The 18577-nt window shown below is 41.8% G+C and carries 12 protein-coding genes; 10 read left to right on the forward strand and 2 right to left on the reverse strand.

Annotated elements, in window-relative coordinates; genetic code table 11:
• Window positions 1-70 precede the first annotated feature (70 nt).
• Window positions 71-307 carry a hypothetical protein gene (locus MZO41_RS04480; protein ID WP_021356830.1) on the forward strand — a complete coding sequence of 79 codons (237 nt, stop codon included), beginning with the start codon at window positions 71-73 and terminating at the stop codon, window positions 305-307.
• 91 nt (window positions 308-398) lie between these two features.
• Here the strand turns inward: MZO41_RS04480 and MZO41_RS04485 are convergent, their stop codons facing one another.
• Window positions 399-2699 (reverse strand): glycoside hydrolase family 31 protein, encoded by a 2301-nt coding sequence (locus MZO41_RS04485; protein WP_013356046.1) that lies wholly within the window; start codon window positions 2697-2699, stop codon window positions 399-401.
• A 30-nt stretch (window positions 2700-2729) separates the two neighbouring features.
• Window positions 2730-4151 (reverse strand): SLC45 family MFS transporter, encoded by a 1422-nt coding sequence (locus tag MZO41_RS04490; protein ID WP_013356045.1) that lies wholly within the window; start codon window positions 4149-4151, stop codon window positions 2730-2732.
• Window positions 4152-4320: 169 nt separating this feature from the next.
• Between MZO41_RS04490 and MZO41_RS04495 the strand changes: the two genes are divergently transcribed.
• The 9 genes from MZO41_RS04495 (at window position 4321) to MZO41_RS04535 (ending at window position 18552) form a co-directional block, all read left to right on the forward strand.
• Window positions 4321-5298, forward strand: a complete 978-nt coding sequence (locus MZO41_RS04495) for a LacI family DNA-binding transcriptional regulator (RefSeq protein ID WP_011102207.1) — start codon at window positions 4321-4323, stop codon at window positions 5296-5298.
• Window positions 5299-5545: 247 nt separating this feature from the next.
• Window positions 5546-7750, forward strand: a complete 2205-nt coding sequence (locus MZO41_RS04500) for a glycoside hydrolase family 65 protein (RefSeq protein WP_022638146.1) — start codon at window positions 5546-5548, stop codon at window positions 7748-7750.
• 221 nt (window positions 7751-7971) lie between these two features.
• Complete coding sequence (locus tag MZO41_RS04505; RefSeq protein WP_003645673.1) at window positions 7972-8820, forward strand: PRD domain-containing protein; 849 nt, start codon at window positions 7972-7974, stop codon at window positions 8818-8820.
• Between the two features lie 170 nt (window positions 8821-8990).
• Window positions 8991-10988, forward strand: a complete 1998-nt coding sequence (locus MZO41_RS04510; protein WP_003645674.1) for a beta-glucoside-specific PTS transporter subunit IIABC — start codon at window positions 8991-8993, stop codon at window positions 10986-10988.
• 19 nt (window positions 10989-11007) lie between these two features.
• Complete coding sequence (locus MZO41_RS04515; RefSeq protein WP_058906944.1) at window positions 11008-12471, forward strand: glycoside hydrolase family 1 protein; 1464 nt, start codon at window positions 11008-11010, stop codon at window positions 12469-12471.
• A gap of 88 nt (window positions 12472-12559) precedes the next feature.
• Window positions 12560-14008: a glycoside hydrolase family 1 protein gene (locus MZO41_RS04520; protein WP_013356042.1), complete on the forward strand. Its 1449-nt coding sequence runs from the start codon at window positions 12560-12562 to the stop codon at window positions 14006-14008.
• Between the two features lie 246 nt (window positions 14009-14254).
• Window positions 14255-15100 carry a BglG family transcription antiterminator LicT gene (licT, locus tag MZO41_RS04525; protein WP_003643570.1) on the forward strand — a complete coding sequence of 282 codons (846 nt, stop codon included), beginning with the start codon at window positions 14255-14257 and terminating at the stop codon, window positions 15098-15100.
• Between the two features lie 124 nt (window positions 15101-15224).
• Window positions 15225-17099, forward strand: coding sequence for a beta-glucoside-specific PTS transporter subunit IIABC (locus tag MZO41_RS04530; protein ID WP_252129647.1), 1875 nt, complete (start codon window positions 15225-15227; stop codon window positions 17097-17099).
• On the forward strand, window positions 17092-18552 hold the full coding sequence (locus tag MZO41_RS04535; RefSeq protein WP_011102196.1) for a glycoside hydrolase family 1 protein: 1461 nt from the start codon (window positions 17092-17094) through the stop codon (window positions 18550-18552). Before MZO41_RS04530 ends, MZO41_RS04535 begins: the two co-directional genes overlap by 8 nt.
• Window positions 18553-18577: the final 25 nt, after the last annotated feature.

The raw sequence follows: 18577 nt of genomic DNA on the forward strand, positions 1-18577 counted from the left end.
AAAAGAGGAAATCAGTTTGTTATCAGTTGATTTCCTCTTTTATGTATCACTGTTTTCAGAGTAAGTTCCAATGGCTGGCATTGCTGTTAATATGACACTAGATGATATAAGTTATCATGTTAAGCTCGATGGTAAGTTGGGTTTAATTGATAGAAAACATAATAGTTATGAGATGCTTGAAACACCTACTAAAATACATTTTTACCAAATTTTATATGATCATGTTTTGAATAAGGGGATTAATTTGAGCGACTGGATAGACATTAAGATATTACTGACAAGTTTATTTAGGAAAAGAGCACGTTAATATATCTAATAGTAATTGAAATAATAAACACCTTAGGAGTGATTGGTATCCTAAGGTGTTTATTAAAGTTAAGGATTAAAATATTAAGCTACTATTCTCGATAACAGCTACTGTCATTATCGTAAGTGAGTTTAACAACATGATCAGACAATTCAACTGTGATCTGCTGGTAAACTGGTTGATAACCGTGATGAGTGAGTTGCACATTAACCTTGTTATGATCAACGGTAATTGTGTAATTGTTCCATTCACCTGACTGATACTTAAAGTCACGTCCATTATCTTGATAGTGTTGGTAGGTCCCTTGAGTACCAAATACTCTAAACGTCATCGCTTTCAACGGTTCATCGCTAATGTGGCTAACAGCGGGTCCCCATGGCAAAATGGTGTTTTGTTTTACAAATAATGGTAGTTTATCGAGTGGGGTATCGACTACAATATCCTGATTACCGGCATACTCAGCCCCGTTCCAAAAATCAACCCAGTTCCCAGCTGGTAAATAAACTAACCGCTTAAATTGAGATTTTTGAACAACGGGGGCAACTAGTATGTCGTCACCAACCATGTATTCGTCATTCAAGTCGCGTACACGAGGATCCTGATCGTAGTTTAAGACAACGGGACGCATGATTGGTAAGCCAGTTTTGGTTTCCTTAGCAAATAAATCGTATAGATAAGGAATCAGACGATAACGCAATTTGAGATACTTGCGATAAATGTTTAACGTTGGCTCGCCAAATGCCCATGGTTCTTGTTGGCGAGTCCCTAATGCTGCATGGTTCCGTAACAGTGGACTGAAAATTGCCCCTTCAATCCACCGTGTCAGTAATTCAGATGTCGTGTCTGAGGCAAAGCCACCAATGTCAGTTCCAGTAAAACTAAAGCCACTTAATCCTAGATTGCAGAGTTGTGGGATCATCATTTGGATATGTGGCCACATACTGCGGTTGTCACCGGTCCAAACAGTCGAGTATTTCTGAGTTCCGGCGTAAGCTGCCCGTGTGATGACAAATGGTCGGTTGCCAGTTTGCTCTTTTAGTCCAGCATAGGTTGCTTTAGCCATATTATGGCCATAAACGTTATGCATCTTCTTATGTGTTGAAGGCGTGTCTTGATCATTAAAGACCGCGTCATCTGGAATCGGACCTTCGAACGTAGCGGGTTCGTTCATATCGATCCAAATACCAGCGACACCTAAATCAGTTAAAAATTTACCGTTGTTAGCCCACCACTGACGAACTTCTGGACGACCAAAGTCTGGAAAAGCAGCGTTACCTGGCCATACTTTGTTAATATAGACATCACCGTCAGCAGATTTAACGAAATAGCCTTTTTTAAGACCCTCGGCATAAATGTGATAGTCAGAATCTTGTTTAACACCGGGATCGATGATCGGGATGACCTTGAGACCCTGTTGGTTCAACTTGGTAATAAACTTCTTGGGATTACCCTGGTATTTATCCTTGTCCCAGGTGAAGACCCGATAACCATCCATGTAATCGACGTCAAAGTGAATCGCATCGCATGGTAAGTCGTACTTTGCAAGGTTATCTGCAATTGCTTGCACTTCTTCTTGACTAGCACTGTAACCCCACCGTGATTGTTGGTAACCGAGCGTCCACTTTTGAGGTAGTGGCGTTCGACCAGTTAAGTAGGTGTAATTAGTGACAATGTCTTTTAACGTGGTACCACCAATAATGTAGTAGTCGAGGTTACCTTGGACAGCTGAATAAAAGTAGTAATGGTTGCTTTCCTTACCCATATCTAAATGGCTCTGGTAGGTATTGTCGAAGAAGATACCGTAAGGATGTCCATTTTTTAGCCCCAACATCACTGGGATTGACTTGTAAATATTAGGTAGGATCTCCAGCTGGGGAGCGGGGTTATCAACGTTCCAATTATCATAGGCAAAACCACGTTTGTTCAGATATCCGGTCTTGTCACCAAGTCCATAAAGATATTCATCAGGTGCTAGCGATTTAATGATTTCGTAGTAACCTTGATCAGATTTAGTAGGTGCCTTAGTCACTGAATGGCCTTCTGCCTCAACTAATCGTTCATGGACTTTGTCGACACCTTTCAAGTGAATGCGTTCACCACGATAATCGGTAATCAAAGCATTGCCATCTTTATCAAAGGTATCAAGATGCCGTTCGGAATCGAGGTGAATCGTTAAAGCTGATGTCCGGATAATGTAATGATCACCAGCACTTTCAATAGTGAAATCAGTCGCCTGAATTTTATGACCCTCAATTGCATAGGATTCACCTTGCTCACCGCGATTAATAAAGACGCGGATGATTTCCGGCGTAACAATAGTTAATTGTAATGGTTGGGCGAAAGCAAACGTAATCGTTTGGCCGTTCTGTGTGTAACTTGGTAATGCACTCATATTAAAAAACACTCCTTAGTAAAATGACTTTTATTTAGTTGGATTCTCTGACAAATCTTCTTGAGGCTTGTCTTGCTTAATAATACTAATGGCAAGTACTGCGATGAACATTGAGATACCAGCAATAAGCATCATTCCAGGCATCGAATTACCAACGAATTTAAAGACCATAAAGCTGGCAACGGATGCGAGAATTTGTGGCAAGCAAATCGTACCGTTAAAAATTCCAATATATGAGCCTTCATTGGCACCATCTAGTGAAGAAGTAAAGATATTAAAGGGCTCGACATGCACCGTAAAGAAGCCGATACCGATTAAACAGAATGGGGCAATTAATAGGTACTGGTTGTGAATGAAGAATACCCAAACGAGGCCAACTGCGAAGCTAGCTAAGCCAAAGCAATACCAAAACTTTCGCTTGTATGGATTAGTCTGTGAAAGAACTAAGAAACCATATAGAACGGCGGCCATTGATTGAATGAAGGTCAAGATTCCATACCAATTACCGGCAGCTTGATAGCCAGCCGAGGCAGCATTAGTTGTGTGCCAAACGTTTTCGGCGATGGCACCAGTAGTATAAGTCCACATATATTGAATACCAATCCAGGCAAATAGTTGAACGAGGGCAACTTCCCAGAAAGCTTTTGGGGCTTCTTTTACTAATTGCCAAATAGGCTTGGTGTGCTTATGTTGTTCAGGATCGATATGATGATAAAGTGCGTACGTGTCAGGATCATATTCCTTAACCGTATGAATAGTATATGCTGAGATGCCTAATAAAATAATGGCACCAATATAAAACGCAATTCTTACAGAAAGAGGGACAACGCCTTTTTGCGCCGTGTTTGCAACACCAAAGTAAGTTAGGACGAACGGTAGAATAGTAGCAAGTACGCCTCCTAGGTTACTGAAAGCTTGTTGCCAAGACCATGCTTTGTCCTTCTGATTTTCATTAACCATATCTCCAATAATCATGCGGAATGGTTGCATGCAAACATTACTTGATAAATCCATAAATAAAATAGCAATAGCACCAAATAGTAATGCAGCAGTTGAAGCGTAGCCAAAGCCGAATGAACCGGCATTTGGTAATAACACCATGACCAGCGCCGCTAATGGTGCGCTGAATAGTAAGTAGGGCATTCTACGACCAAAACGCGTCCAAGTTCGATCAGAGTATTTACCGACTAGTGGTTGGACGAATAATCCAGCCAATGGTGGCAGAATGAAGAAGAGTCCTAGTTTGGTCGGATCAGCGCCAATGGTTTGGAAAATCCGACTCATCTGTGATGATTGTAATGAGAAGGCCATATTAACCCCACAAAAACCAAAGGTAATTGCAAAGATGGTTTTTAATGGGAGGTTGGGCAGCGAATTAGCAATAGTAGATGTCTTAGGCTTACTGGAAACATCAGCGATTGGTTTATTCGGGTGTACTGCAGGTTGGTTCATGAGAATCCATCTCCTTAAAAGGTAATCACTTTTCAACAGGGCAATACTAGCACTTAACGTAAACGTTTACAATACTGTTTCAATAATAAAGTAAACGTTTACACTTTTGACGATGATTTTACCTGCTTTTAGCGCTATAATTAATTTAAATCGGAGGGGAGCTGGAAAAATGAAGCCAACAATCAAAGATATTGCCGCTAAAACTGGCTTTTCAATTGCTACAGTGTCACGAGTGTTGGCGAAAAAACAGGGTACATATAGCGACAAGACTCAGGAGCGTATTTTAAAAGTTGCTAAGGATCTCGGCTATCGGAAGAATACACTAGCCATGGAATTGGTTAAAAAGAAGACGGACGTGATTGCCGTTATTGTCAACGTCACGCCGACGAATTTTTCAAGTGGAATTATTGATGGTATTCAACAGCGCGCGACTGAGATCGGGTTACAGGTTATTATTCTATATGCTGGTAATCGGAATACCGAGTTACAACATCAAGCAATTGTGACTGCCTTGGAACGTACTGTTTCAGGTATTTTGTTAATGGCGATTGAACCAGATAAAGCAGACTTACAATTATTAACAGAATCAAAGACACCGTTTTGTTTTGTTTCGATCAATCTAGCAGATGAACGCGTCAAGTCTGTTAGCTCTGACAATTATCAGGCGGCCTATTTGGCGACAAAGTATTTAATTTCGCATGGTCATCGGACAATTGGCCTAGCCGGAATCGACCATTATCATACAGGTAGTCAACGGCTTGCTGGGTATCAAGCGGCGTTAAAAGATTATTCGATTCATGGGCAAGCTGAATGGGTGCAACCCGGAGATTATAGTTATCAGGCTGGTTATAATGTTTTTAATGCTTATCAAGAGTTGGGCATTACTGGGGTTGTTGCAGCTAGTGATATGACGGCGGCCGGACTACAAAAGGCTGCTCAGGAGAGTAATGTGAAGCTACCTGGGGCGCTTTCTGTTGTCAGCATTGATGGAACGCTCATCTGCGATATTGCGACTCCTGCGTTGACAAGTGTTACCCAGAATTTTGTCCAGATTGGTATTGAAAGTGTTAATTGTTTGGTTGGCAAATCTGCCACGCGGTTAGTCCCAGTCACATTGGTTGAACGTGAGAGTGTTGCAACTATATAAAGCGTACTGAGAAATAATTTTAGCTTCACTGACCTGATAATCGAGAACTTGATTGTCAGGTCAGCGAAGCTTTTTGGTTACAACGAGATTATTCCGTCACTTTAAATACGTTCTCATTAACGTTAGTATATTGTCGGTACTAAGCGATTGTTTTATGCGAAAAGCAGCAAAGTGATTCTCAAATCGATGAAACCGCTTTATTTCGGATGTTATACTACAGCAAATGAAGTCGAAAGTGGGGGAGACTATGCAAATTGATAAGTTAACATTAAAAGATGTGGCAACGACGAATCGGCAGTATCTGGAGACGATTTTTGCCTTGGGTGATGGTCACATGGGTGTTCGAGACTCAGTACCGTTTACAGGTAATCAACAAGCAACACTACCAGTGATGCTCATCAATGGCTATTATGCGACGAATCCAATCACATATGGAGAAAGTGCCTATGGATATGCGAAAAATCATCAAACGATTATTTCATTAACAAGTCCGCGGTACTTAGACTTTGCAACTGAGAAGACAAGTTCTGAGATTCCTGGTGATTGGGATATGATGGTCGACGATGCCGTGCTTGATTTTGATACGGGCGTATTAACGGAAAAGTTTCAGATTGTTACCTCCGACGACCATCATTTTGAACTGGTCGTTAAATCAATGATTGCGTTGGATAATTCGCATCAACTATTCTTGAACTACGAACTGACTTCGCTTGATTATACGGGGACGTTGCGGTTCACGCGGCCAATTATTCATGATGTGACTGCGACGACGGCGGACGCGGACGATCCGCGAGTAGCGCAACGACAATCTGGGTTAACCAACCAATTTATACCAGCTGATCGTCAGCAGCAAATAAAGTGGCAGACGTTGGTAGCTTCAACACACCAACAAATAACGCAACGGGATTGGTTGACCAGCTTTCCGACAGGCTTTGAAGTATATGGCGATCATGCCGGTTTTCATGGCAGTGGTACCATCGAAGTACAGACAACGCTGAGCTGGTCGTTTACGCGTCAAATCAGTGAAATTAATCAAGCGCTGCCGGATACGATAACGAGTTGGACCAACGATATTGTGGATCGTAATCGGCAGATTTTAACGAACTTTTGGCAACAGTCGCAAGTGCAAATTAGTGATAAAAAGTTACAAACTGGGATTCAATATAACTTGTTCCAGTTATTTCAATCAGCTGGTCGTAACGGGTTAACGAACATTGCAGCTAAAGGGATTACTGGACCGGGCTATGAGGGCCATTATTTCTGGGATACCGAGATGTATATGTTACCGTTCTTCATTTATACGCAGCCACAAATTGCCAAGCAACTGTTGCATTATCGGTTTAGTATCTTGCCGCAAGCTCAAGAGCGGGCGCGGAGCTTGGGTGTGACATGGGGCGCATTGTACGCATGGCGAACGATTAATGGTGAAGAAGCAAGTGCCTATTTTCCTGCTGGCACTGCGCAATATCACATCAATGCGGACATTGCGCATACGGTTAAGTTATATTTTGATGTCACTAATGATCAGAACTTCTTGCGGGAACAAGGTGCAGCAGTTGTCCTGGAAACCGCACGTTTCTGGTTGCAGTTTGGTAGCTGGCAACAGCGTGATGGCCGGTCGCAATTCTGCTTATACAAGGTGACGGGGCCGGATGAATATACCGCCTTGGTAGATAATAATTACTACACGAATCGGATGGCTAAGGAAAATATGGCTTTTGCAGCTTGGTTACTTGAAAATCATTATATTGACGGCGATGCTGATGAGCAAGCACAGTTCACAAAGGCAAGTACGAACATGTACCTACCGTATGATCAAGAACAACAAGTCACTGCACAAGATGATAATTCACCAAAGATGCCGGTATGGCCTTTTGCGACGACGGCAGCAACACAATATCCATTGTTGTTACATTATCACCCGCTCATGATCTATCGTCACCGGGTCAACAAGCAGGCAGATACGTTATTAGCGGAAATGTTGTTTCCAGAAGATCAATCACTGGAACAATTGCGGCGAGATTACGAGTACTATGAACCAATTACGACGCATGATTCCTCTTTATCACGATCGATTTTCAGTATTTTGGCGAGCCGACTAGGTGATCATGATAAGGCGTTCAGTTATTATATGGATACATCGTTAATGGATTTGGTTGATCTACAAGGTAATGCCAAAGATGGGCTTCATGAAGCAAATCTGGGCGGCAGTTGGTTGGGATTAACGTATGGATTTGCTGGGATGTATGTCGCTGACGGTAAGTTACACATTACCAATCATTTACCAACTCAGATAACGCATCTTAGTTATCGGTTGCGTTTTCGTGGTCGAGTGCTAGAAGTTCAACTATATCAAGATAAAACGCAAGTTAAGCTTGTCACTGGCTTACCGTTAGTAGTGGTAGTGGCTGGAAAAGAATATGATGTATTGCAAGGTGCCCGTAGCGAATGATGAAGGATTATAGCGAATTGACCAGATGGAAGTATGAAAAAAAAATATTCACATGCGGTTGACACCGCTTACAATTGTTGCTAGTATAAATAACATAAATTAAAGCGTGTTACTGATTCGATCAGGCATAAACCTACTCATATCTGTATTCACAGTCTCTTCAGTGAGATGTGATACTCTTTAAGTAGGTTTTTTGTTTGAAAATCCAGGAGGCGTGAGTGGTGAAATTTCTAAAGAACTTCAATAATAATGCCGCTTTAGTGGTGGACGATCAGGATGTTGAATGGATTGTAATTGGTAATGGCGTAGGTTTTGGTAAGCATCAGGGTGATCAGATTGATGATCAGAAAATTCAGCGGCGTTTTGTGGCAACTTTGAAACAGAATGTTGATATTGACGCTTTTCAAGATTTAAAACCCCAATCGTTTGTGATTACAACAAAGGTGGTTCACCTAGTGGAGCCGCTGTTGAAGGTCAGTTTTAGTGATTATCAGTACTTTGTGCTTGCAGACCACATTGATTTTGCGTTGAAGCGAGCCAATGATGGAATCGATGTCGATAACGGCACAGTCCGTTGGGAAGTTAAAAAATTGTTTCCTAAGGAGTTTCACGCAGCCAGTCAAGCGGTCGATTTAATTAATGTGACGGCGGACGTGATCCTTCCTAAAAGTGAAGTGGTTTTTATGACTTATCATTTCATCAATGCTGGTTCAGATGGTTCCAAGTTGCAGGAAACGATTAAAATCACGAAATTGATCAGTGGCATCATTGATATCGTGCAATATCAATACCAGATGCATCTGGACCCAGAGTCCTTCAATTACAATCGTTTCATTGCGCATTTACGTGCGCTAATGGTGCAACGCGTTAGCCGCAGTAATGGAACTGGCAGTGAATTAGATCAGTCATTACTGCAGTTGATGCAAGTAAAATATGCGCATGCCTATGCAACAGTGGAACGGATCGATACATTTTTACAAAGTAAGGCTGGCTGGCGACTAGAGCCGGATGACAAAGTCTATTTGACCCTTCACATCTGGCGCGTCACCCACCGACAAAAAAGTGAATAAATAAGATTATTAACGGTGTGTTACTGGTTATGCAGGCATTAACCCAAATATCTTTTCTTGAGAGCAGCAGTCACTAGGGCCCTAGTGGCGTGGTTTGAAGAAAGGACATTTGGGTTTTTGTTTACTCAAATTGCAATTATTGATTTATAGATAAATGAGGAGGAACAATGATGGCTTATGAAGATTTAAGTAAAAAGATTATCGCCGGAGTTGGCGGTAAGGATAATGTTAAGAGCGTGGTTCACTGCACAACCCGGTTGCGGTTTAAGCTCAAAGATGAAAGCGCTACCCATACTGATGAATTAAAAGATACAGATGGTGTTATTACAGTTGTTCAGTCCGGTGGTCAGTACCAAGTAGTCATTGGAAATGAAGTTGCAGACGTTTATGAAACGCTCATTCGCGTCGGTGGTTTTGCCGATGGTGGTAGTGTACCTGATGATTATGAAGACGGGGAAAAGATGAGTATCTTTGACCGGTTCATCGATTTGATTTCTGGTATTTTTACGCCGATGTTAGGTGTTTTATGTGCGGCTGGGATGATCAAAGGGTTCGTTGCGATGTTTGTCGCGTTCAATTGGTTGTCAGAGAATTCAGGAACATACAAGATTCTCTACTCGATCGGTGATGGTTTCTTCTATTTCCTACCAATTGTTTTGGGATTGACAGCAGCCAAAAAGTTTCATGTTGATCAATTTGTCGGAATGGCGATTGGGATGGCGCTTTGTTATCCAAGTATTGTCGCTTTGAACAGCAGTAAGACAGTATTAAGCACGTTGTTCAGTGGTAGTATCTTTGAATCACAGATTCACGCGACTTTCTTAGGTATTCCGGTTGTGATGATGAGCTATACTTCTTCAGTAATTCCAATTATCTTGGCCGTTTGGTTTGCATCTAAAGTTCAGGCATTTGCAAAACGAATCGTGCCAACGGTAGTTAAGACGTTCTTAGTCCCATTTATTACGTTATTAATTGCAGTGCCGATTACCTTTTTAATTATTGGACCAGTTGCAAGTTGGTTAAGTGATGGTATTTCAACAGTGTGTGTTGCAATCTATAACTTCAGTCCGATCGTTGCTGGGCTTGTGATGGGTGCTTTCTGGCAAGTTTTCGTTATCTTTGGTGTTCACTGGGGGTTCGTAGCTGTTATGATGGCCAACCTAGCCTCACAAGGCTTTGACCCTATTTTAGGATTATCATTAGCCGCTTCGTTTGCCCAAACTGGAGTTGTATTAGGTATTCTATTACAAACGAAAAATCAAAAGACACGCGGTATTGCTTTACCAGCCTTTATCTCCGGTATTTTCGGTGTTACGGAGCCTGCCATTTATGGGTTAACATTGCCACGTAAGCGCCCATTTATTCTGAGTTGTGTGGCCGCTTCAATTGGTGGCGGCATTATTGGTTTTGCAGGTACAAAAATGTATATGATGGGCGGTATGGGATTATTCTCAATCCCAGCTGCGATTAATTCTAAAACTGGGGTAGACGGCTCTGTATATGGCTTAATTATTGCGATGGCCATTGCTGCAGTCCTTGGCTTTGCCCTACAAATGTTATTTGGTTACAAGAGTGTTGATAGTAATGATAAGCAAACTAAGGTCGTAGAAACTGCGGCAACGGCTGATCCAGTCATGGCCGGTGGTGTTTCAGTAGAAACGACACCAACTGGTGCAGCAACTAAAGTAGAACCAAACGTCACTTACAATGCGGCCACTAAGTTAAGTAGCCCCGAAACGGGCCAAATCATCCCACTAAGTGAAGTTAAGGATGAGGTCTTCTCATCAGGTGCAATGGGCAAAGGTGTTGCAATCGAACCAACTGATGGTGTCTTATACGCTCCAGCTGACGGCGAAGTAGCACTCGTGTTCCCAACTGGACATGCCGTTGGTTTAAACACAACAGATGGTGCTGAAATCTTGATGCATATTGGAATGGATACTGTCGAATTAGAGGGCAAAGGTTTTGAAACGCTAGTTCAAAAGGGCGAGACGGTCAAAGCTGGTCAGCCGCTAGTGAAGTTTGATATTGAAGCGATTAAGGCGGCAGGGTATCCCGTTACAACGCCAATGGTTGTGACTAATTCTAAGAACTATCATGACGTTAAACTGGCTTTTCCAGCTGCTACGGAAGTTAATGCAACTGAACCATTATTACAATTAAACTAATTAAAGGGAGTTTTCAATTATGTATTCAAAAACAATGCCAATTGGCTTTCCAAAGAACTTTTTGTGGGGCGGCGCGACTGCTGCCAACCAAGTTGAAGGGGGTTGGAACGTTGATGGGAAGGGCCTAACAACTGCTGAAGTTGTTCAGAAGGCTACTGACCGCAAAGTAATGTCGATGAACGAGGTTACTAAAGAGAGTGTCCAAGCTGCCATTGATGATCAAACGGATAAGCTCTATCCTAAGCGCCGTGGCGTCGACTTCTATCATTACTACAAGGAAGATATTAAGCTATTCGCGGAAATGGGCTTCAAGGTATACCGACTATCCTTAGCATGGGCTCGGATCTTTCCTAAAGGTGATGAAACTGAACCTAATGAAGCTGGTTTGAAGTTTTATGACAATGTTTTTGCTGAATGTCACAAGTATGGTATTGAGCCCCTAGTGACCATTTCCCACTATGAAATGCCATTAAACCTAACATTAACGAATAATGGCTGGGCAAGTCGCAAGACAATTGCAGATTTCACTCGCTATACTGAAGTGCTATTTAAACGCTATAAGGGTGTTGTGAAGTACTGGCTAACGTTCAATGAAATTAACGCTTCAACTTGGGGATTTACTGGTACTGGTGCAATTGATAGTGATCTAAGCTTACATGATCAAATGCAATTACGCTACCAAGCGCTACATCATGAGTTTGTTGCAAGTGCAATTGCAGTTAAGCAGTGTCACGAGATTGATCCTGAGGCACAAATTGGCTCAATGCTTGCGCGGATGCAAACTTATGCCAATACGCCTAATCCAGCTGATGTTCGGGCGGCCCAATTGCAAGATCAATTGAATTTGTTCTTTACTGACGTACAGGTACGTGGTGAATATCCAGAATATATGAACCGGTACTTTGCAGAAAACGGGATTGAATTAACGATGGAAGCTGGCGATGAACAATTGTTAGCTGAAGGCAAGGTCGATTACTTAAGTTTTAGTTACTATATGACGACGATTACTTCGGCGACTGATGATGTTGAACAAGCCAGTGGTAACTTATCAATGGGTGGTAAAAATCCATACTTGAAATCCAGTGCCTGGGGCTGGCAGATTGACCCAGTTGGTTTACGGATTACCTTGAACGAGTTCTGGGATCGTTATCGAGTACCATTATTCGTTGTTGAGAACGGCTTGGGTGCCGAAGATGAAATCAGCGCCGATGGTAAGATTCAGGATGATTATCGGATTGACTACTTACGTCAACATATTGAACAGATGAAAGAAGCAGTCAAGGATGGTGTTGATTTGATGGGCTACACGACCTGGGGTTGCATTGATGTCATTAGTGCCGGTACCTCCGAAATGTCTAAGCGGTATGGCTTCATCTATGTCGATCAAGATGATGAAGGTAATGGTAGTCTGAAGCGGATGAAGAAAGACTCATTTGACTGGTATAAGAAAGTAATTGCTTCGAATGGGGAAGATTTGGGATAGTTATTAATAATTGATATTCAGACCAATGATTGATTATACTTGTTGTAAGGGCTATCATTATTAGCTAACTAGAAAGGGTGTTGATTAAATGTCAGAGTTCCCAGAAGGATTTCTATGGGGCGGCGCGACTGCTGCCAATCAGTTAGAGGGTGGCTACCAAGAAGGTGGTCGTGGCTTATCGATTGCGGATGCGTTACCAGGTGGCAAAGACCGATTTAAAATCGTTAGTCAACCAGATTTTGACTGGACGATCGATACAGATAAGTACACCTATCCAAACCATGAAGGTATTGATTTCTATCATCATTACAAAGAAGATATTGCACTGTTTGCCGAAATGGGTTTCAAGTGTTACCGTTTCTCAATTGCATGGTCACGAATTTTTCCAAACGGTGATGAAACGCAACCTAACGAAGCCGGATTAAAGTTTTATGATGATGTGATTGACGAATGCTTGGCTAATAATATTGAACCAGTGATTACAATCTCACATTATGAATTGCCATTGAACTTGGCCAAACGGTATGGTGGCTGGAAGAACCGGTATTTGATTGAATTCTACGAAACTTTCGCGCGGACCATCTTAACGCGTTATGCTTCAAAGGTTAAGTACTGGATGACCTTCAACGAAATCAATAGTGCGGCACATTTTCCGGTGATGGGCCAAGGATTAGTGCCATCGACGGGTGCTAATGACAAAAAGAACGTTTTTCAGGCATGGCACAATCAGTTTGTGGCCAGTGCTAAGGCAGTCAAAATCGCCCACGAATTGCGAGACGATATTCAGGTTGGCTGTATGATTCTCTATGCCACTAGTTATGCTTATGATTCGAACCCAGTTAACCAGCTGGCTAATTTGCAGCATAATCAAGATTTCAACTTCTTCTGTGCGGATGTTCAAGTACGTGGAGCTTATCCGACCTATACCAAGCGACTGCTGGCTGAATATAATCTGACCTTTGATGATCTGGAGACCACGGATGGCGACTTGGCATTACTACAACAATATCCAGTTGATTATATTGGGTTTAGTTATTATATGTCGAGCGCGGTGGAAACCACGGGTAGTGTAACCGATACTGTTGCTGGTAACCTGATGGGCGGCGTCAAGAATCCATTTTTGAAGGCGAGTGACTGGGGTTGGCAGATTGACCCAACCGGGTTACGGATTGCGTTAAATGAGCTATATGATCGCTATCAGAAACCGTTGTTTGTGGTTGAAAATGGCCTAGGTGCGATTGATAAACCTGATAAGAATTTCTATGTTGAAGATGATTATCGCATTGATTATTTGAAGCAACATATTGAAGCGATGGCTGGTGCCATTGATGATGGCGTCGATTTGATGGGCTACACACCATGGGGGTGCATCGACCTTGTTAGTGCATCAACTGGCGAGATGAGTAAGCGGTATGGCTTTATTTACGTGGACCTAGATGATCAGGGCCACGGGACGTTAGCTCGCTATCCCAAGAAGTCGTTCTACTGGTATCAAGATGTGATTAAGCATAATGGGTTAGCGGAGAAATCTGAATAGTTGAAATGCAATTAGTGATATCTAACAGCGATATATCATTGCTGAGATGATATAAATTGGCATTTAACGCTTGCAATCGTTTTCCGAAACCGCTATACTAGCTAATTGTAAATAAGGATTGTTACCGCTAACATTAGCTAGTGGGCAAAACCTAATTAATCGATTGTATTCGTGATTGATAGCACGGATGCAGTGGGTTATTAGGTTTTTTTCTTTATTTAGGTATGAGAGTCGAGGAGCGTGCGCATGCGAATCAAAAAGGTTTTTAATAATAACGTCCTATTGGCTGAAAAAAATGGACGGGAAGTTGTCTTAATTGGTAAAGGAATCGGGTTCAAAAAGCATACTGGTGACGATGTTGAGCAACAACAGATTACTAAGATTTATACGCCAGAAGGAGATAATTGGATTAGTAATTTCCAAAGCTTGATGGCAGATATTGAACCGGAATATTTTGAAGTTGCTTCGCAAATTATTGAGTTGGCAGAACAACAATTGCAAACGACTTTTAATGTTTATTTGTTGATTTCATTGACTGACCATATTCACTTTGCTGTCTATCGGCACCACCATCAGATGGATATTCATAATGAAATCTTGTGGGAAACTAAGCGAATTTATCACCGTGAGTTTCAAGTCGGTATGCAAGCATTGGCACTGATTAAAAAGCATTTTGATGTGACGTTGTTGGAAGATGAAGCTGGATTTATTGCAATGAAGTTTGTTGAGAATAGTATGGCTGACTCTAACACTGATCAAACACTTGCAATGACTAAGTTGATTAATGATATTTTGAATATTGTTAAGTATCAGCTGTCATTAACGATGCCAGATGAGAGTGTTAGTTTGCAACGATTTTTAGTTCATCTACGCTTTTTTGCGGAGCGTTTAACGCTGAAACGACCTGATCAATCCCAAGGGGCAGATGATGATTTCTTATTTGAACATTTATCTAAGCAATACCCCCGAGCCTTTGCCTGTGTCCAAAAAATCGCTGTTTTTGTGAAGAAGTCGACGGAACAGACTGTTTCGGTGAATGAGCGTATTTACTTAATCATGCACATTCAGCGGATGTTGAACGAGAATCAATAATATTTTTGGGATTGTAACTATTCGATTAGGCAAAACCCAAGTAGCAACCAGTCAACCTGTATTTTTAGTGTTGATAACGGGCCTACTTGGGTTTTTGTCGTTTTATAAAGGGAGGAAAAAGTGTATGGATTATTCAGAATTAGCACAATCAATTCTTACCAATATTGGTGGAAAAGATAATATTAGCAAAGCATGGCACTGTGCGACCAGACTACGTTTCAACTTAAAGTCAACGGACAAAGCGAATACTGAGGCGATTGAAAACTTAGATGGTGTCATTACGGTTGTTCAAAGCGCGGGCCAGTATCAAGTTGTTATTGGTAATGCTGTGGCGCAGGTCTTTGCCGTTTTAGCAGATTTAGCAGGATTAGCAAATCCTGATACGGCGGCTGATGCAGCTACTACAACGGAAGATACGGGTGAAAAGCAAAACATCATTAATCGGTTTATTGCTTTTATCTCCGGAATCTTTACGCCGTTTTTAGGTGCTTTGGCTGGTGCTGGTATTTTGAAAGGGTTGCTAGCTTTAGCGGTTGCTTTTAATTTGATGTCAACGACTAGTGGGGCTTATAAGATTTGGTATTCTGCTGGTGATGCTATTTTTTACTTTTTACCTGTTTTTCTAGCATTTACTGCTGCTAAGCAGTTGAAGGTTAACCAATTTGTAGCGGTGTCACTTGGTGCAGCTCTGCTATACCCAACTTTAGTAACTGTTATGGCGAATTCAACAACACTACATTTCTTTGGTATTCCGGTGGTTCCAACAACATACACGTCAACGGTTATCCCAATTCTGCTGGCAGTTTGGGTATTGTCGTATTTAGAGCCAGTACTGGACAAGCTATTTCCAGCGGCAATTCGGAATATTTTCACGCCCCTCTTTTCATTAATTATCATGGTGCCATTGACGCTGTTAGTTGTCGGCCCAATTGGGGGACTCATTGGTAATGGATTAGCAAGTGGTGTTATGGCAATTTATAACTTCATGCCAATTGGTGCTGGTGTTATCATGGGTGCCTTCTGGCAAGTCTTTGTTATCTTTGGTGTACATTGGACGTTCGTACCATTGATGATGAATAATATTGCTAAGATGGGTTATGACCCGTTGTTACCAATTCTTAGTGCGGCCGTATTATCACAGGCTGGTGCTGCGTTAGCTGTTTTTTTGAAGTCACGAGATCAAAAAATGAAAGCATTAGCAGGGTCTTCTTTTGTCACGGCATTGTTTGGAATTACCGAACCGACGATTTACGGGGTAACGCTTAAGTTAAAACGACCATTCTATTGTGCCGTTGTGGGTGGTGCCCTTGGTGGTGCAATTATTGGCGCCGCTGGTACGCACGCTAGCTCATTTACACTCCCTAGCTTATTAGCGGTACCAACTTTTCTAGGGCATGGGTTTATGGGTGAAGTCATTGGATTGATTGTAGCATTCTTAGGTGGTGCGATCTTAACGTACTTCTTTGGATTCGCTCGTCAACAGCAGGCTGATTACTCAGTAGTAAGTGATCAAAGTGATAACACAGTAATGGCTCCGGTTGAAGGGACAATTATTCCATTGACTAGCGTTCATGACGAAGTATTTGCGTCTGAAGCAATGGGCAAAGGATTAGCCATTGTTCCAAATAAAGGGACGGTCACAGCGCCCGTTGATGGGACAATTACGGCAGTATATCCCACTGGTCATGCGATTGGAATTACGGCCAATAGTGGTGCTGAAATTCTGATTCACATTGGTATTAATACGGTTCAATTAAATGGTCAATACTTCGAAACAATGGTTAAGCAAAACCAAGTAGTCAAACGTGGTGATTTATTAACTAAATTTGATGTGGATAAGATCAAAACGGCTGGTTACGATACAACTGTCATGGTCATTATTACGAATACGGCTGACTATCAAATGGTCAAGCCAACTGATGCGACGGAGACTAGTGATAATTGGATTTTAGAATTACAACCTAAGGAGATCATGGAAGGAGCACCAGCTAATGTATAAACCAACTTATCCTAAAACGTTCCCTAAAGACTTTTTGTGGGGCGGAGCGACAGCAGCTAATCAAGTTGAAGGTGCCTGGAATGAAGCAGGTAAAGGCCTGACAACGGCAGAAGTAGTGAAAAAAACGACGGATCGCAAGCATATGTCAATGGATGATGTAACGATATTTTCAATTCAAACGGCGCTAGATGATCAAACTGATACAATGTATCCTAAGCGTCGAGGTGTTGATTTTTATCATCATTACAAAGAAGATATCAAACTATTTGCTGAGATGGGATTTAAAGTTTATCGTTTCTCTATTGCTTGGTCGCGATTATTTCCAAAAGGTGATGAACTCAAGCCAAATTCAGACGGACTTGCTTTCTATGATCGAGTCATTGATGAATTACGACGCTATCACATTCAACCATTAGTTACACTGTCACATTATGAAATGCCCATTGGATTAACGCTTAAGCAAAATGGGTGGGCCAGCCGGGCAACCATTGCCGATTTTAATCGGTTTACTGAAGTTGTTTTTAAACATTTTAAAGGTCGCGTTCCGTACTATTTAACTTTTAATGAAATTAATACCGGAACTTGGGGGTTTCATGCCACTGGAGCTGTTGATACTGAGAATTCGGCGCATGATCAGATGCAGTTACGTTACCAAGCGCTGCACCATCAATTTATCGCTAGTGCACTGGCTACCAAACAATTACATGCTATTGACCCAGATGCTAAGATTGGGTCAATGCTGGCAAGAATGCAAACTTACCCAGCGACACCTAATCCTGCAGATGTTCAGGCTGCTCAAGTGGAAGACGATAAGAATTTATTCTTCACGGATGTTCAAGCTCGGGGAGAATATCCAGAATTCATGAACCGTTTTTTTGCAGAGAATGATATTCAACTGCAAATGGCACCAGATGATCAGACGATTTTAGCGAAGTATCCGGTTGACTTTATTAGTTTTAGTTACTATATGACAACAGTAACTCAAGCTGATGCGCCTGAACAAGTGAACGGTAATATGGCTACTGGTGGTCGTAATCCTTACCTTGAGGAATCCGATTGGGGTTGGCAAATTGATCCGGTGGGGTTGCGAGTGACACTGAATGAGATGTGGGATCGTTATCGTAAGCCATTGTTTGTTGTTGAAAATGGGCTAGGCGCTCTAGATCAATTAACAACTGATCAACAAGTACATGATACGTATCGGATTGACTATTTACGTAAACATATTGCGCAAATGAAAGCTGCAGTTCAGGATGGCGTACAACTAATGGGCTATACGATGTGGGGGCCAATCGATTTGATTAGTTTTTCTACCTCAGAGATGTCCAAGCGATATGGTTTTATTTATGTTGACCAGGATGATGCTGGTAAGGGAAGTCTGAAACGTTATAAGAAAGATTCATTTTACTGGTACCAGAAGGTCATTAAATCTAATGGTGAAGATCTAGCTTAATTAGTTAATGATGGTGAATTTACGT

The sequence above is a fragment of the Lactiplantibacillus sp. C232 genome (assembly GCF_023806725.1).
Lineage (GTDB): Bacteria > Bacillota > Bacilli > Lactobacillales > Lactobacillaceae > Lactiplantibacillus > Lactiplantibacillus plantarum.

Bases quoted from the DNA above. Each gene is read 5' to 3' on its own strand.
- MZO41_RS04530 (WP_252129647.1), top strand. From the start codon at position 15,225: ATGGATTATTCAGAATTAGCACAATCAATTCTTACCAATATTGGTGGA.
- MZO41_RS04485 (WP_013356046.1), bottom strand. From the start codon at position 2,699: ATGAGTGCATTACCAAGTTACACACAGAACGGCCAAACGATTACGTTT.
- licT (WP_003643570.1), top strand. From the start codon at position 14,255: ATGCGAATCAAAAAGGTTTTTAATAATAACGTCCTATTGGCTGAAAAA.
- MZO41_RS04495 (WP_011102207.1), top strand. From the start codon at position 4,321: ATGAAGCCAACAATCAAAGATATTGCCGCTAAAACTGGCTTTTCAATT.
- MZO41_RS04535 (WP_011102196.1), top strand. From the start codon at position 17,092: ATGTATAAACCAACTTATCCTAAAACGTTCCCTAAAGACTTTTTGTGG.
- MZO41_RS04510 (WP_003645674.1), top strand. From the start codon at position 8,991: ATGGCTTATGAAGATTTAAGTAAAAAGATTATCGCCGGAGTTGGCGGT.
- MZO41_RS04490 (WP_013356045.1), bottom strand. From the start codon at position 4,151: ATGAACCAACCTGCAGTACACCCGAATAAACCAATCGCTGATGTTTCC.
- MZO41_RS04515 (WP_058906944.1), top strand. From the start codon at position 11,008: ATGTATTCAAAAACAATGCCAATTGGCTTTCCAAAGAACTTTTTGTGG.
- MZO41_RS04520 (WP_013356042.1), top strand. From the start codon at position 12,560: ATGTCAGAGTTCCCAGAAGGATTTCTATGGGGCGGCGCGACTGCTGCC.
- MZO41_RS04500 (WP_022638146.1), top strand. From the start codon at position 5,546: ATGCAAATTGATAAGTTAACATTAAAAGATGTGGCAACGACGAATCGG.
- MZO41_RS04480 (WP_021356830.1), top strand. From the start codon at position 71: ATGGCTGGCATTGCTGTTAATATGACACTAGATGATATAAGTTATCAT.